Origin of the sequence: Agrobacterium vitis, from assembly GCF_013337045.2 — a bacterium.
Taxonomy (GTDB): Bacteria; Pseudomonadota; Alphaproteobacteria; order Rhizobiales; family Rhizobiaceae; genus Allorhizobium; species Allorhizobium vitis_B.
The window spans coordinates 94336-109837 of record NZ_CP118259.1 but is presented as its reverse complement, the minus strand read 5'-3'; the positions used below and the strand labels follow the sequence as shown (position 1 = coordinate 109837).

General features: G+C 56.7%; 13 protein-coding genes. 1 reads left to right on the top strand and 12 read right to left on the bottom strand.

Annotation, left to right across the window (positions count from 1 at the left end; all coding sequences use genetic code 11):
- Positions 1-336, top strand: coding sequence for a glyoxalase (locus G6L01_RS00525; RefSeq protein ID WP_070163655.1), 336 nt, complete (start codon positions 1-3; stop codon positions 334-336).
- A 253-nt stretch (positions 337-589) separates the two neighbouring features.
- Here the strand turns inward: G6L01_RS00525 and G6L01_RS00520 are convergent, their stop codons facing one another.
- The 12 genes from G6L01_RS00520 to scpC form a co-directional block, all read right to left on the bottom strand.
- Positions 590-1516 carry a carbohydrate kinase family protein gene (locus G6L01_RS00520; RefSeq protein WP_070163656.1) on the bottom strand — a complete coding sequence of 309 codons (927 nt, stop codon included), beginning with the start codon at positions 1514-1516 and terminating at the stop codon, positions 590-592.
- 95 nt (positions 1517-1611) lie between these two features.
- Positions 1612-2304 (bottom strand): orotate phosphoribosyltransferase, encoded by a 693-nt coding sequence (locus G6L01_RS00515; RefSeq protein ID WP_070164025.1) that lies wholly within the window; start codon positions 2302-2304, stop codon positions 1612-1614.
- A 268-nt stretch (positions 2305-2572) separates the two neighbouring features.
- On the bottom strand, positions 2573-3667 hold the full coding sequence (locus G6L01_RS00510; RefSeq protein ID WP_234892000.1) for a GGDEF domain-containing protein: 1095 nt from the start codon (positions 3665-3667) through the stop codon (positions 2573-2575).
- A gap of 392 nt (positions 3668-4059) precedes the next feature.
- Entirely contained in the window at positions 4060-5112 is a 1053-nt protein-coding gene (gene pyrC / locus G6L01_RS00505; RefSeq protein ID WP_070163658.1) for a dihydroorotase, read from the bottom strand.
- 108 nt (positions 5113-5220) lie between these two features.
- A complete protein-coding gene (locus tag G6L01_RS00500; RefSeq protein WP_070163659.1) occupies positions 5221-6309 on the bottom strand; it encodes an HD domain-containing phosphohydrolase in 1089 nt (362 codons plus the stop codon).
- 166 nt (positions 6310-6475) lie between these two features.
- Positions 6476-8731 (bottom strand): ATP-binding protein, encoded by a 2256-nt coding sequence (locus G6L01_RS00495; RefSeq protein ID WP_070163660.1) that lies wholly within the window; start codon positions 8729-8731, stop codon positions 6476-6478.
- On the bottom strand, positions 8731-9225 hold the full coding sequence (locus tag G6L01_RS00490) for a putative pterin-binding protein (protein WP_070163661.1): 495 nt from the start codon (positions 9223-9225) through the stop codon (positions 8731-8733). The genes G6L01_RS00495 and G6L01_RS00490 overlap by 1 nt, the downstream gene beginning before the upstream one ends.
- The gene (locus G6L01_RS00485; protein WP_060719587.1) at positions 9222-9623 is read right to left on the bottom strand and encodes a response regulator; all 402 of its coding nucleotides are present in this window, start codon (positions 9621-9623) and stop codon (positions 9222-9224) included. The genes G6L01_RS00490 and G6L01_RS00485 overlap by 4 nt, the downstream gene beginning before the upstream one ends.
- Positions 9624-10064: 441 nt before the next feature.
- Positions 10065-10775 carry a Crp/Fnr family transcriptional regulator gene (locus G6L01_RS00480; RefSeq protein WP_081343963.1) on the bottom strand — a complete coding sequence of 237 codons (711 nt, stop codon included), beginning with the start codon at positions 10773-10775 and terminating at the stop codon, positions 10065-10067.
- Positions 10776-11253: 478 nt separating this feature from the next.
- Positions 11254-12297 carry a proline racemase family protein gene (locus G6L01_RS00475; protein ID WP_070164026.1) on the bottom strand — a complete coding sequence of 348 codons (1044 nt, stop codon included), beginning with the start codon at positions 12295-12297 and terminating at the stop codon, positions 11254-11256.
- Between the two features lie 107 nt (positions 12298-12404).
- Positions 12405-13655: an alpha/beta hydrolase gene (locus G6L01_RS00470; protein WP_070164027.1), complete on the bottom strand. Its 1251-nt coding sequence runs from the start codon at positions 13653-13655 to the stop codon at positions 12405-12407.
- 202 nt (positions 13656-13857) lie between these two features.
- The gene (gene scpC / locus G6L01_RS00465; RefSeq protein ID WP_070163663.1) at positions 13858-15348 is read right to left on the bottom strand and encodes a succinyl-CoA:acetate CoA-transferase ScpC; all 1491 of its coding nucleotides are present in this window, start codon (positions 15346-15348) and stop codon (positions 13858-13860) included.
- Positions 15349-15502 lie beyond the last annotated feature (154 nt).

Here is a 15502-nt window from a genome sequence, read left to right as displayed (position 1 = left end):
ATGTCCGCCCCAATTTTGCGGGTGGCACGACCGACTGACAACATAGAAGGGCTTCGGCCCTTCCATCAATCCGGCCTCGGCTTTGAGGAAATTGCCTCGTTCCGCGACCATAATGGCTTTAACGGCGTGATGTTCGGCCATAAGCGCTGGCCATATCACCTGGAATTCACCCATCATATCGGGCATTCAGTCGGACGGGCACCGACGCAGGACAATCTGCTGGTCTTTTATCTGCCGGAGGAGGATGCGTGGCAGGCGGCTGTCAACCGAATGCGGGATGCCGGCTTTCGACCTGTTACACCAAGTCTCGAAGATGCTCACGCATCCTCGACTTGAAGACATTGAAAATATCTCAAATGCATCAGAGGCTTGAGATATTTTCAAGGGGAATACGAAGAGTCATTTTCAATGAATCTTCGTATTACATCCTACAATCCCTATTGAGATAACCTCGGCCGGACATTCGAAGACCCGGATGGTTACCGGGTCGTTCTCCAGAATTCTGCATGGGCGTTATAGATATAAAGCGCTACAGCGAACCTTTGTGCGCCATATATGGCGCACGGCGCTGTAGAAATGCCCTTGGAAATCAAAGCCCGATTTCATGCGCAAAGGGCGGATTGGCGCCTGCCCGCGATACCGTCACCGCTGCGGCCTTGGAGCCGAGCGCCAAGGCTTTGGCGATCTGTTCTTGCGTCAGTTTTGCCACTTGTTGCTTGGTCAGCAGGTTCTGCATTTTCAGCGAGGCAAGCACGCCAGCATCGAATGTATCGCCAGCGCCAACCGTATCGACCACTGTGACCTTTTCGCTCGGCACTTCGACCTTGTGATCGGCTGTATAGCCGACCGCACCATCGGCGCCGCGGGTGACGACCACCAGTTTGGCGCCGTGATGCAGCCAATGGCGGGCAAGCGTGTCCTCGTCGCCTTCCAAGCCGAACCAGGCAAGATCCTCATCGGAAAACTTGACGATGTCGGAAAGCGCCGCCATGCGGCGGATGCGGGCCATATGGGCGGCCTTGTCCTTGATGAAGCCGGGGCGGATATTGGGATCAAGCGAGATCACCCGGGTCTCGTGCTCGCGGTTGAGCAGCGCTTCATAGGTCGAGCCGCAGGGCTCCGGGATCAGGCTGATTGCACCGAAATGCAGCGCTTCGCAATCCTCGCCCAGGGCTGGCAGGTCGGCCTCGGTGATCATCCGTCCAGCGGTGTTCTCATCGTAGAAGGCGTAGGTGGCATGGCCATCGACCAGCTTGACGAAGGCAATGGTAGTGGGCCGCGACAAGGTGGCGCAATAGCTGAAATCCACATGGCTGGCACGCAGGGTGTCACGCAGGATATCACCCATCATGTCATCGGAAAGGCCTGTGAAGAAGCCGGAGGCAACGCCCAGGCGTCCAAGCGCAATGCCGGTATTGAAGACCGCGCCGCCTGCATAGGGCGAAAAGCCTTTTTCGCCCAACGTCGTTTCGCGTGGCAACATGTCAATCAGGGCTTCACCGCAACACAGGATCATTCTGGCCTCCCAAACGGGCTTTCGGATAAACTTCAATCGATTTAAGGCAGAAACTGAAGAAATGCCAGCCTTGTCGGCAAATCTTCACCACTGGTTCAGCCCAGCGCGCTGACCCCGCCATTACGACCGGACCATTGTAGCGGCGCATCCAGGAACGCTTCCACTTCCGACAAGGTTTTGTCATCAAACAACTTCTGGTCGCGGGCCACGGCCAGGACATTGCGCCAGGTGGCGATATAATGAAGTTTGACGTTGCCGTTTTCGAAACGCTGATGAGCTTCCGGGAAGATGCCGTAGAAGAACAAAGCGATGCCGTGATCCACCACACCACCTGCGGCCCGCACCGCATCGATAAAGGTAAACATGCTGCCGCCTGCCGTCGTCAGGTCTTCAATGACAAGCACGCGGGCACCGTCAGGCATATGGCCCTCGATCTGGGCGTTGCGACCGTGGCCCTTGGGCTGCTTGCGCACATAGATCATTGGCAGCGCCAGGCGATCGGCCAGCAGAGCGGCAAACGGAATGCCAGCGGTTTCGCCGCCGGCAATGCAGTCGAATTGCTCGAAACCGGCATTGCGCAAGAGCGTGGCGACAGCAAAATCCATCACGGCAGAACGGACACGCGGATAGGAGAGAAGCTTGCGGCAATCGATATAGACAGGGCTGCGCATGCCGGAAGCCAGCTTGTAAGGCTCCGCAGCATTGAAATGCACCGCCTTGATTTCCCAGAGCATTTTTGCCAGCAGCTCCGCCATGACGGCCGGATCGGAAAAGGAAGTCTGGGTCATCGGTGCTCCTGTCTTCTGCGCAAATGGCTCAGCCGGGATGACCGCAGTCGCTCCGGCAATCACATGGCGAGGCTGCGGCGGGGTAGACATGTCCTTGCCTTTGACCGCGCGGCTTTAACGCATCCATGCCCATAGCAGGAAGCTGGAAGGCAGGCCAGAGGATATATCCGGGGATAAGCGCGTATGATTTAGGGACCGAACCACCCTTTGTTTTCGGCGGCATTTTGTCATTTCGGGAAAACCGGCGATCACTTTTCCCTGACAATCTCTAGGCGCTGTCGGCTTCCACCGATCGGCCACTGTCCCAGGTCGCCACTGCCGTTTCCACCCGGTTGCGACCGAGCCGTTTGGCATTGTAAAGCGCATTGTCCGCCAGGTTGAGAATCTCATCGAAGGTCAGGCCGGATGCCGTGCCATAGGCAATGCCGACACTGGTCGTTGCAAAGAAACTGTCCTCATTCACCACGACTTCCCGATCCTGAAGCTGGCGCCGGATCCGCTCTCCGATCCATTCGGCCCGCCCTGGCGCAGCATTTTCCAGCACGGCCGCAAATTCTTCGCCTCCCAGGCGGGTGACGCTGGAAAGACCAATGGCTGCTTTCAGCTCCGCAGCAATATTACGGATCACCTCATCGCCCACAGCATGCCCATAGCGGTCATTGATCGTTTTGAAACGATCGATGTCGAAGACCAGCATCGCCATATCCTCGCGGAAGGTTTTGGTGCCATGTGCATTGAACAGCGCCCGACGATTGCAAAGACCTGTCAATGCATCGGTCATTGCCTCCAGCCGGTGCCGGGCTGTGATCCGGGCCTGATGCAAGGTGAGAGACAAAGCGCCGATGCCGCTCATGCCAGCAATGCAGACCGCAATATTGATGTCTTCCGTCCAGCCGGTCGGCGCTACCGCCAGTTGCCACTCGCCACGCTGGATCAAAGCCAGTGCGCAGGCGAGAAAAGAGAGGCTGGTGGCGCCATAAAGCACGGCCATGCCAGAAAGTACGCCGGGCGATTCCGCCCGTCCAAGCCAGTATTGATGGGCAATTGCCAACATCACGATGGCGGTGCCGGTGTTGAACAGGATAAAGCCGATGCCGCCATATCCCGATAGGAAGGCCGCACTCAGCATGATGACGGCAATGCAGGAGACACCGATCAGCGTCTTGAAGGGTATATTCCCTGCGCGAAACTGCCGGGCGGCGGCATAAAGGATGAAGAAACCGGTGATGATCGAGGACATGGCGAGCGCGCCCAGGCCTCGTGAAGGGGTCAAGGTGAAAAGGCCGTAGGCAAGAATTCCCAACATGGTGAGGGCAAGTCCGATAACCCAGCTGAGCAGGAAAGAGTTTTCCCGCCGGGCCATCCACGTTCCCAGAAAGGTGAAAAGAAGACACAGTGTGGAAACGCCCAGGGCGAGAAGTAAAGAACTGAAATCCACCATCATGTCTGCCCTGAAACGCGTGAGTATGAGGGGATAAGGTGGAACCCGGCGCCCCCTGTAGCATATCGCGTGATGAGAGATCACCTGACATGCTACAAGACTTTGCTTTCACATGCCTTTTTCCCGAAACCACTGCGCAATTTCGAGAGACATACAGCAGAAAACCAATCAAATACCCAGATCGCGTTTCTGCCCGGACCCAGTCCAGGAATAGGTTTTTACGGCAATATTCGCCTTAAAAGCGTCGCGGAGGATAAATTTCAGTTTTCCTTACTCCATCATAACCGTCAACTTGATGGATGATCCGCATCGGGTCAAGCCTGTATTGCCGCCTCGACGTCCCAATGGATTGGAAACATCGGGTCGAAAACGGTGACCGGTCCAGCACCCGTTTCGATCTTCGCCGGAAAGGCGACAGGTGCGTCACGTCTGACCAGGGTTATTGTCTCGTCGTTTGGTGCAAGCCCATACCAGGCCGGACCGTTGAGCGAGGCAAAGGCTTCCAGCCGGTCGAGGGCCTCGTCCTCCTCAAACACATGGGCAAGGCAGCTCATCGTGTTGATGGATGTATAAATGCCCGCGCAGCCGCAGCCGCATTCCTTCAAGGGATCGACATGCGGGGCCGAATCCGTACCAAGGAAAAACCGGCCATCAGCGGAGGTCGCTGCGCGGCGCAAGGCAAGGCGATGGCTTTCGCGCTTGGCAACCGGCAGGCAATAATAATGCGGCCTGATGCCACCAACCAGAATAGCATTGCGGTTGATGATCAGGTGATGGGTGGTAATCGAACCAGCCAGATTGCTATCGGCACTGAGGATATAGTCGATCCCGTCGGATGTGGTGACATGCTCCATCGTCACCTTCAACTCGGGCAGACGGCGGCGTAGCGGATCAAGCACGGTGTCGATAAATACCGCCTCACGATCGAAAATATCCACCTCCGGCGTCGTGACCTCACCATGCACACAGAGCGGCAATCCGATTTTCGCCATCCGCTCCAGAACTGGCATCGCCTTGTCGAGATCGCGCACCCCGCCATGCGAATTGGTGGTGGCGCCAGCCGGATAGAGCTTCACCGCCGTGATCAGTCCGGTTGTCTTGCCCTCCTCGACATCATCAGGGCTGGTCTGCTCGGTCAGGTAAAGGGTCATCAGCGGCTCGAAGCGATCGCCTTTCGGCACGGCAGCCAGAATACGCTGCCGATAAGCCTCTGCATCCGCTGTCGTCACCACCGGTGGCACAAGGTTGGGCATGATGATGGCGCGGGCAAAGTGGCGGCTGGTATCGCCGATCACACCTTCCAGCATGGCGCCGTCGCGGAGATGCAGGTGCCAGTCATCAGGGCGGCGAATGGTAAGCGAGCGCATGGCAGATCTCCGGCGAGTATCAGGCTTGGCGGCGCTGCAAACTGCTTGCGCCCTATATCTGTGCTGGAAATACCATGTTCAGCGTTGGAGGCAAGCGCGGCAATGCCGTCAGGCGATTTTGTCCAATGGCGGGGCAGCGGCCTTTCTGGCCGCTTCCTCGGCCTGTTCACGCTGGTCCGTCTCAATGATCTCGCGGATTGCCGGTAGCGCCCGTTCGAATGCGGCAACGCAAGCCGGATCAAACTGACTTCCAGCCCGCGCCAGCACATGTTCCACAGTCCGTTCATAGGACCAGGCAGGCTTATAGGGGCGCTCGGTGGTCAGGGCGTCGAAATTGTCGGCAATACAAACGATCCGGCCGGACAGGGGAATGGCGTCGCCTACCAGGCGATTGGGATAGCCTTGCCCATCCCAGCGTTCATGGTGGCTGGCGGCGATTTCAGCGGCAAGCTGGAGCAGCGAAGAATGCGATTGGGCGAGAATGTCGCTGCCGATCTGGGCATGAGACTGCATCTGGCGATATTCGGATTCGGTCAACCGGCCCTGCTTGAGCAAAACCGTATCAGGCATGGCGACCTTGCCGATATCATGCATCGGCGCTGCCAGCTTCAGATCGGTGCAGAACTGTTCCGGTAATCCCATTTCGCGGGCGATGGCCTGCGCATAGGCGGCAACCCGCAGTGTGTGACGGGATGTATCCGGGTCCTTGTAGCCCGCTGCCAACGTCAGGCGCTCAATGATTTCCTGTTCGCGCTGCCGCAGCTCGCCCACAGCCCTGTCCACTTCGCGCCGCAGCCATTCGGCCTGGTCGGCCAGTTGGCGACGGGCAATCGACAGACTGACGATATTGTGGATGCGGGCCTGGAATTCGATCGGGTTGACCGGCTTGGTCAGGAAGTCGATAGCCCCGGCATTCAACGCCGCCATGCGCGTTGTCATATCCTTGTCGGCGGTGATGAACACGACCGGCACCTGGGCATATTTCTCGAAACGGACAATCTCTGTGTAAAGCTCGACGCCGTTATAGACCGGCATCTGGTAATCGATGATGGCAATATCGAAATCCAGCTCCGGCAGCGCGGAGAGCACCTCTTCCGGGGTTGAAAAGGCCACGGGCTCGCAATGGTCGATTTTCTTGACCAGGCGCGTCAGCAGTTTCAAATTGGTATTGTTATCATCAACCAGCAATATACGCATTATAGCCTCCGCGACCGTCAGGCCACTTGTTTCAATTGTCCGCGGGGTTCAATGCGCCCCGTACGTTTCCCCAAGCATTCTCTCGGGGCGTTACAGCATCGTATGTTTTATCAAACGTATATAAGGTATTCAGCATATCGACTTTGCTGTAGAGTATCACGTCGTTTCATGCTCCCACCAGTTTAAGCTTCATCGAATCGACCTCTTGCGTCAACCTGTGAACAGCGTCCGGCGTTGGCTGCTGAACTCTCAACGCATGGGCAAAACCAGCAATATCGTTCAATCCGACATTAACGGCCGCGCCCTTAATTGTGTGAAGCACGCGATCAATTTCGCGGGGATTGCGCTGGGCCATGGCATTGTGCAATTCGCCTAGCAGCTGGGCGGCGTCGTCAAAGAATGATTCAATCAACTCCTGATAGACCTCTTCCCCTAGAGCTTCGACCAGTTCGTCGTGGCGCGCTTCATCAAGCCCGTTCATCTCGTCAAGATGCTGTTGCAGCGTCAGTGGGCTATGGTCAAACACACTGTCTTGCTGAGGCTTGGTCTCAACCGGCCCGTCAGCCGAGGCCTGCTCACGTTCCACCGGTGCAAAGCTGAGAATGAGGTCGCGCAGGCGGTTCATGGTCACGGGTTTGGATTCAAATCCCACCATGCCGGCAGCGCGGCACCGACGGCGATCATCGTCAGAAGCATTTGCGGTCATGGCAACAACAGGGGTCAAGGCGGAAGCCCCGCCGCGCTCGATGATATGGCGGGTCGCCTCGATACCGTCCATGACCGGCATTTGCATATCCATCAGGATCAGATCGAAGACTTCCCGCTCGGTGCGGGCGACCGCCTGGGCGCCATCGCCAGCCACAACCACATCCTGGCCGAGTTTTGACAGGAAACGGCTGGCAACCTGCTGGTTGACCCGGTTATCCTCCACCAGAAGGATCTTCAGGCGGGGCAGATCCGCACTGCTGTGGCGGGCATTCTGGCGGACATCGTCCTTTCCAGCTGCCATGACCGGCAATTCGAACCAGAATATGCTGCCAACCCCAACCGTGCTGCTCATGCCCAGTTCGCCACCCAGCTTCTCAACAATCTGCTTGCAGATTGTCAGCCCGAGCCCGGTGCCGCCATATTTGCGGCTGATGCTGGCATCGACCTGCGAAAATGGCTTGAACAATTTGGCAAGCCCCGTCTCATCGATGCCGATGCCGGTATCTTCCACCTCGAACCGCAACATCAACGCGCTACCGCGATAGAATTCGCGCAGCCGCAGCGTCACGACACCGTTCTGGGTGAATTTGATGGCATTGCTGAGCAGATTAAGCAGAACCTGGCGCAGGCGGGTTGGATCGGTGCGTACGTAAAGTGCATCGAGAGACACCGGAATATCCAGCACCAACTGGTTGTCCTGATCGTCGGAACGACCCTGCATGATGCTGATGGTGTTTTCCGCCAGGCTGGAGATATCGACGGCGCGCTCTTCCAGCTCCAGCTTGCCATGCTCGATCTTGGAATAATCCAGGATCTCGTTGATCACTTCCAGCAACGCTTCGCCGGATGAGCGGATGGTCTTGACACTTTGCAGGGCATCGGATGGCAGCTGCGAATATTCCAGCAATTCGGCCATGCCCAGGATGGCATTGAGCGGTGTGCGGATTTCGTGGCCCATGGTCGCCATGAACTGTGACTTGGCCCGGTTGCCGGAATCGGCGGCCTCATAGGCATCCGATAGTTCCCTGGTCATGGTTTCCAAGCGACGGCTGGTCTCGCGGACCGACTTGAGCTGGCGGTGCAACGTGACGACGAGAAAGATCACCGATGCCATCAACAGACCGAGCATAATGGCCGAGGTCTTTTCCATCTCGAACATGGCGCTGCGGATGGTGGAACGCTCATTGCCAACGTAGGAATTAGTGTAGATCAACAGGTCGTTGGTTTGCGCGCACAAGACATCCAGGTCCCGCTTAACCTCTTCAATCTGTCGAGTGTCCGGCACGACGCCGGTTTGAATTCTATCCAAAGCCGGTTGTATTTTCCGAATGATGTCGCCGATGCTTTGCAAATGGCCTGATATCGTCGTGTCACTGTTGAAATAGCTACCGAATTTGGAATCATTGACCAACTTGATCCGGGACAGGAGAATATCGTAGCGCATAGACACTTGCGCGATAGTCTTCTCGTCGCTGGCACCCTGGTTGCTGGCTTCCACCAGGACATAATCGAGGGCGCGCGCTTCCCGGTCCAATTGGTAGATCGACCAGACTGCATTTTCCCTGATGTCATCAAACAGCAGGCGATAGCGGTCCGATAGATCTTTGAACAGCAGAAGAAATGTCAGAAGCAAGACACCCGACAGGATCAACAGGATCATGGTCGTCTTTGGCTGCGTTTGACGTTTTTGCGCCGTGGCTGGAGCGAGCAGCATCACCTAACCTCGAGCGATTTGATTTGCCAAACTGAGCGCGCGAAATAGGTTTCCGTATAGAGACTGCTGTCTTCGTCGAATGGGTAGATCACCATCATCGGGCCCTTGTCGCGCACCGGCATGGTTTCGCCGTCCATGCGTGTAGCAAGGATAATGTTGAGCGCGTTTACATCCTCTGGGGGAATGACTGCCGAATAGTCATTGAGCGCCCGTATGGTCACGGCTCCCCGTCCAGCGCCGGCGGCATCCAGAACGGCGCGCAGCAAGGGACCGGAATAGGTGGCTGCTTTTTTCGTCCAGGGCGTCTCTAGCGTCACGGTCCGTCCTGGCAAGGCGTCCAGCATGGCGAGATCGAAAAGTGCCTTGTCTCCGCTATTAGAGTGGGAAAGCTTGCCTTCGACGGTCAGGATGACTGCGCCCTTGGGCGTGTCGAGTGCCTCGGCGCGTGGTGCCAAGGCAAAAAGCAGGGCGATGGCGAGGATATATCCTTTCATCGGACCACAGCGCCCCGCGCTTCACCCGCCACGCTGCCGCCGCGATAATTGGCGATCAACTGGCGGAAGGCCAGGGCTTCAACCGGCTTGGTCAAAAAGTCGGTAATGCCGACCTGCCGGGCGGCCTGGCGCAGTCCCGGCTCATTGTCGGCGGTGACCATGATGATCGGCACCTGGTCATAACGACCGAGTTGGCGGAGCATGGTGACAAATTGCAAACCGCTCATACCCGGCAGAATTTGATCGACGATCAACAGATCGAACAGCGTTTGATGACACAGAACCAGCGCCTCATTGGCATCGGCCTGCACGATGATTTCATCATCGGCGACCTTGCGTGCCAGATGTTTCAGGATCATCGCGTTGGTGGCATTGTCTTCAACGATCAGAATGCTCATGGTTTCCTCCGTTGAGGGTTGTCGCTGGACCGCATCACTTGGTTACAGAATTGTATGCTTTGTCAAACGTGCACAAAAATCTGTAACCCACTCAATTTGCAAGGTAATATCTCAAAGCCGGGAGACATGAGATATCCGCAAGCGCTCAGGCAGACCTGATGACAACACGTCCGCAACGGTCGGGCGGACTGTCGCATTCGGGCAGCATCATGTCAGGATTGCATTTTCCATGCTGGACCTTGCAGGGAGCCGTCTGCATCATGCAGAACCAAGTCAGCGCTCCAAGTCTCAGCGATTGCCCTTGCTTGTATCAGGAGCACACTGAAATTGACTAAAGCAATAAGCTAAAATTTTAGTTTTTCTTGTTTTAGAGCAACTGGCAAGATCCTGGAGGGACCGTCGCCTTGAATTTCAACCTAAACCATTGGGAAAAATAATAATTTACGCAAAATCGAATTGCGACAGGCGCCGCAATAGCTCATGGGGTTGACGGATGACAATCGCAGTGCGGGTGCGTTGGATCACGCCATCCTGCACCAGACGCGACATCTCGCGTGAGACGGTTTCGCGTCGTGCGCCAACATGTTCGGCTAAAGCCGCATGAATGATCACCGGAGAGATCATGCGCTGCTGAGGCTTGTCCTCACAGGGTTTCGACAATCGGAGCAAGGTTGTGTAAAGGCGGTGCCGGACATCGAGATAAGAAAACTCGCATATTCTGGCATGCAGGACGTGCATGCGCTGGACCAAGACGGACAGCAGGCTCAAACAGACCGTGTGTTTTTGAGCGATAATGTCATTGAAGACGTCCACAGGCATTCGAACCAGCGTCGCATCGGTGGTGGCCATCAGACAAAGATTATAGCCTTCAGGGCGTATCGCATCCATTTCTGCCATGGTGCCGCCGGGGCCGATCATATCCAGAAACAATTCCTTTCCGGCTGAAACACGCAGCGTGGCACGCAGAGCGCCAGACAGGACGACGAGCACAATTTCGGGTCTGATGCCATAATCGAGGACAATCGTGCCACCCGAAACGCTCTCAATGGTGCAGCGCTGCGACCATGCCCTATCTTCTTCCTGTGTCAGGCTGGTGAAAATATCCGCCTTGGCCAGAAACATGCCAGTATCACCAGTGTCTTGCGATGTCATTGCGTCCCCTTGCCGAAAGCGCCATGTGCTTTGCCAATCGTCCGAAATTCGCTTTGCCACGGTGTAGCATCGTGTCCAAAACCGGTTGCCGCTGCTCTACCCAAAACCCTAGACTTAGAAAGCTTGCCTTACAGTCCGTCCGAGAATCGCCGCTGGCGGTCTGCAAATGGCAATTTCTGCGCTTCCGGTACTCACGTACGTTAAGTACGCTCCGTTCCGGTTCTCGAAATCACCATTTTCGCCAGGCCAGCAGCAATTCTTGAACAGACTGTTAGAAAAATTGCAGCCCGGCTTTCCCTAAAAGACAAACTAAAACAACAGAAGTGACGCGATAGCCAGTTCAGTATGAAGCTGGCAGACTGTAGTACGGTGTATTCAATACAATTGACAACCTTAAGAATAGATGGGTTTGTGACGCTCCCTCACATTTTAAGATTCCCGATGTCGGGAGGACCCCAGCTGGGCACCATCACAGCTCTTAAATCTTGATGGTTTCGGCCGCAGCACCCCAGACATCCGTCAGCACAAAGCCACCTCCAAGCGGATCGAAGGCATCCAAGGCAACCTGGTGGATGCCATAGGTAAAGCCGCGTCCGGTAATGGTTGGAATGACCGCGGAGCGACCGGCAACGGTGGTCAGGCCTTGCAGGCCGACCGTGAACTGCGAACCGATAATCGAACGCGATAGAAAGCTATCACCCGGCTTGACCCGGCCACGCGCATGCAATGTGGCGAGATTGGCCGAATTGCCTGTGCCGCAGGGGGAGCGGTCCACTCGGCCCGGCCACATGGTGGTGCAGGTCCGCACGGCACCGTCCGGGTCCTCATCGCGAAACATCACATAGGCGACGCCGGAGATGGCCGGAATATCCGGATGGACGACCTGTATGCGCTGATTAATCTCGCCCTTCAACAGCATGCCCGCCTCCACCAGACGGCGGGCATTGCCCGGCTCGATGGTCAGGTTGAGTTGGCGGACGTCCACCAGCGCATAAAACACACCGCCATAGGCGAGATCGAATCGAATCTCGCCCCAACTCTCCGTGGCAATCTGCGCGTCCAGTTCGTGAACGAAGGATGGCACCATGGTCAAGGTGACACTGTCGCAGTGCCCGTCCCTGCATTGAGCTACGGCTTTGACCAGTCCGGCGGCGGTTTCCAGCATCACCACCGTTTCCGGTTCCTGCATCTCGATCATGCCGCTTTCAAGCAGGGCCGTGGTGACGCAGATCGAGTTGGAGCCGGAACTGGCATGGGCCTGATCCGGCTGAAGGATGATGAAGGCGGCATCCGCTTGGCTGTCCTTGGCCGGTAGCAGCAGATTGACTGAGCCGATTGGCGCACCGCGTGGCTCCAACACCAGAAAATGCCGCAGCTCCCGGCCTTTCGGGTCCGTATTCAGCCAATGCAATTGATCGGCCACCGTATCGCCGGGAATTTTCGGAACCCCACCAATCGCCACTTTGCCGATTTCGCCTTCGCAATGCACATCGAACAATTGCATCATCCGCTTCCATCTCATCGCGGCATCCTCCAGTTCGTGGCTGATCAGTCCCTCAAGCAAAAGGCGATCTACTGCATAATTCCTGAAACCGAAATCGATTCAAGGTGGTAATTATAGGGCGGACATCACCGTGGCACTGTGTCACCGACGGAGGTAACCGTCGAGCCAGCGCTTTCGCCAAGCTTTTTCAGCTGGTCACCATAGTTTCGGCGGGTCCGGGGGTCGAAGATCATGATCGGCGCGCTGATTGCGGTGCTGGCGGCCTGGCCGATCGTGTTGGTGGCGCCGATGGTGACGGCACCGAGGGCTTCGCCGACACCCACCTGCGAATCCGTGACGGTCTGTCCGGCAATCAGCCGTCCGCCGATCAGCCGCACCACTTCCGGGCTTTCGGCGAACTTGCCGTGGTTCAGCCTATCGCCAGTTTTCAGCTTGGTCAGGTCGAGAACGGTGATGCCAGCCTTTTCCAGCACGCTTCGATACGGTTCATTGGCCGGATTGATCTGTCCCAACCGGTCGACATTGCCGGAAATGCGCCGGGAAATACTCAGCGCCCGGTCATCCTGCGAAACGAACAGGGTGAAATGTGGTGGCTTTGGCCCCAAGGCCTGAAACTGCTTGCCGAACACATCGACATCCAGATCCGGAGACGCAAGAATGACATTGGTAATCTTGGCATTGACGCCGCCATGGCGGATGGCCATTTGCCGCAGCGCTTCGACGGCAAGCCACGATCCCATCGAATGCGCCATGACGGTCACATCTGAGACCTGCGGGTCGCTGGTCATGCGGGTCAGCATCTCTTCCAGGGCATCGCGGGAATAATTGGTGCTTTCCTTGTCATAATTATAGTCAAAAATACTGGCGCGAGACGGCCAGGTAAACACCATCGGCACCACATCCGTGCCTGAATCGTGAACGATCTGGGCAAAGCGATAGACGGAATCCTCGTAGGTATTATTGAACCCGTGCACAAACAGCAGCACGCGATGCTTGCCCTTTGCATGGGTGTTCAGCCAGGCCCGGCGCTGCTGGTCGGTCTGAATCGGCTGGACGGCAACAGTCGTGAAATCCTTACGCGGATCCGGCGGCAGTTTCTTTGGCCATTGAACCTCGCCGATCTTGCGGTTTGCGGCGGGAGGAATCGAAATGGTGACGGCATCAATCAACAGACCCGTTCCGCGCTCGCCGCTAAACAGGATCGATTTATCCTCGGAGGGCGCGCGGGTCGTCGCAGCCAGGAGATTGACCTCGCTGGCATTGGCGGCCTTAACCGCCGCGCCGACCGGCTTCATCACGCCCACCGCCCGCGACGCGCAGCCCACCAACAGCACGCCGAGCATGATAATAGCGAGCGGCCGGGTGACTGAGCGCATGGAAATGGAGAGGCCACGCCGCCTTGAGCGGCGGGGAAGAACTGTGATGTTCTGCTTTTCAGGAAGAGATGGGGCGGATAGGTCGGCATGCGGCTTGATCATGGTCGGGTCCGGTCTATATCCGTCCCGGGTCAGCATCATGCAGCCCGGCTCTGGTGTCGAAACCGGTTTATCGTCATTAGAAGTTTGATACCAGTCAAATTTATCTGCGCATGGTTCCTGTCTCACGCATCGATTGATGCCAGGAAAACGCTTCTTCGAGAATGTGAGGCGTATGACCGCCACGCTCGAGCGCCCTCTGATAATAATCGGCAAGCTGGTCGCGGTAATCTGGATGCACGCAATTGTCGATCACCAGCCGCGCCCTTTCGCGCGGCGCCAGGCCCCGCAGATCGGCCAGCCCCTGTTCGGTGATGAGAATATCGACGTCGTGTTCGGTGTGATCGACATGGCTGACCATCGGAACAACCGAGGAAATCGCTCCATTCTTGGCAATCGACTTGGTAACGAAAATCGACAGATAGGCATTGCGGGCAAAATCACCAGATCCGCCGATGCCGTTCATCATCTGCGTGCCGCCAACATGGGTGGAATTGACATTGCCGTAGAGGTCGAATTCAAGCGCCGTATTGATGCAGATGAGCCCCAACCGCCGGATGACTTCCGGATGGTTGCTGATTTCCTGCGGACGCAGCACGAGGTGATGCTTGTATTCAGCCAGTTTTGGCAGGACTTTCTGATACATCTCCGCCGACAGGGTAATCGACGAGGCAGAGGCAAAAGTCATCTTGCCGGCATCGATCAACTCGAAGGTCGAATCCTGCAAGACCTCCGAATACATCTTCAAGTCATGAAACGGTGTATCGATAAAGCCATGCAAGACGGCATTGGCAATGGTGCCGATCCCGGCCTGCAAGGGCTGGAGATCATAGCCCATCCGGCCTTGGCGCACTTCGTTGAGCAAAAGCTCGATCAGGTGGCCGGCAATGGCCTTGGTATCCTCGTCCGGCGGCTGAATGGGGGCCGAGCTGTCCTGTTTTTCCGAGACGACAATGGCGGCAATTTTTTCCGGAGGAATGGAAATATAGGGCAGTCCGACACGGCTTTCCGGCGTCACAACGGGGATCGGCATGCGGGCCGGGCGCCGCGACGGGATATAGATGTCATGCAGGCCTTCCAGCGTGATCGGCTGCGACAGGTTCAGCTCGATGATCACTTTCTTGGCGAGGATGGCAAAACTGGCGGAATTGCCAACCGATGTGGTCGGCACAATGCCACCATGCTCGGTAATGGCCACCGCCTCAATGATGGCAATATCGACCGGCGCGATCTGACCGGTGCGCAATTGTTCGACCGTTTCCGAAAGATGCTGATCAATGAACATCACCTCGCCGGCATTGATCGCCTTGCGCAGCGCCGGATCGGCCTGAAACGGCATGCGCCGCGACACAACATGGGCTTCGACAAGCGTCTTGTCGAGATCATTGCCCAGCGACGCGCCGGTCATCAGGGTGATTTTCAAAGGATGCTTGCGAGCCCGCTCCGCCAGCGCCATCGGCACCGCCTTGGCTTCACCGGCGCGGGTAAAGCCGCTCATGCCGATGGTCATGCCGTCTTCAATCATGGCGGCGGCTTCGTCGGCTGTGACCAGCTTGTCCATCAGAGGCCTGTAGCGAATACGATCACGCAACATCGGAAATCCATCTCCTCTATCGTCAGGCTTGCCCGGAAGGGATACTTTGGCCCGCACCAACGCTTTTTCGCCCGGTCAGGCATAAACACGTCAATTGTAACATCTTATGTTATTTTCATAATTTACCCCCATGGCACCAAACTCACCGGTGAAT

Coding starts and splice junctions, on each gene's coding strand:
- G6L01_RS00525 (WP_070163655.1), top strand. CDS start 1: ATGTCCGCCCCAATTTTGCGGGTGGCACGACCGACTGACAACATAGAA.
- G6L01_RS00520 (WP_070163656.1), bottom strand. CDS start 1,516: ATGATCCTGTGTTGCGGTGAAGCCCTGATTGACATGTTGCCACGCGAA.
- G6L01_RS00515 (WP_070164025.1), bottom strand. CDS start 2,304: ATGACCCAGACTTCCTTTTCCGATCCGGCCGTCATGGCGGAGCTGCTG.
- G6L01_RS00510 (WP_234892000.1), bottom strand. CDS start 3,667: ATGGCCCGGCGGGAAAACTCTTTCCTGCTCAGCTGGGTTATCGGACTT.
- pyrC (WP_070163658.1), bottom strand. CDS start 5,112: ATGCGCTCGCTTACCATTCGCCGCCCTGATGACTGGCACCTGCATCTC.
- G6L01_RS00500 (WP_070163659.1), bottom strand. CDS start 6,309: ATGCGTATATTGCTGGTTGATGATAACAATACCAATTTGAAACTGCTG.
- G6L01_RS00495 (WP_070163660.1), bottom strand. CDS start 8,731: ATGCTGCTCGCTCCAGCCACGGCGCAAAAACGTCAAACGCAGCCAAAG.
- G6L01_RS00490 (WP_070163661.1), bottom strand. CDS start 9,225: ATGAAAGGATATATCCTCGCCATCGCCCTGCTTTTTGCCTTGGCACCA.
- G6L01_RS00485 (WP_060719587.1), bottom strand. CDS start 9,623: ATGAGCATTCTGATCGTTGAAGACAATGCCACCAACGCGATGATCCTG.
- G6L01_RS00480 (WP_081343963.1), bottom strand. CDS start 10,775: ATGACATCGCAAGACACTGGTGATACTGGCATGTTTCTGGCCAAGGCG.
- G6L01_RS00475 (WP_070164026.1), bottom strand. CDS start 12,297: ATGAGATGGAAGCGGATGATGCAATTGTTCGATGTGCATTGCGAAGGC.
- G6L01_RS00470 (WP_070164027.1), bottom strand. CDS start 13,655: ATGCGCTCAGTCACCCGGCCGCTCGCTATTATCATGCTCGGCGTGCTG.
- scpC (WP_070163663.1), bottom strand. CDS start 15,348: ATGTTGCGTGATCGTATTCGCTACAGGCCTCTGATGGACAAGCTGGTC.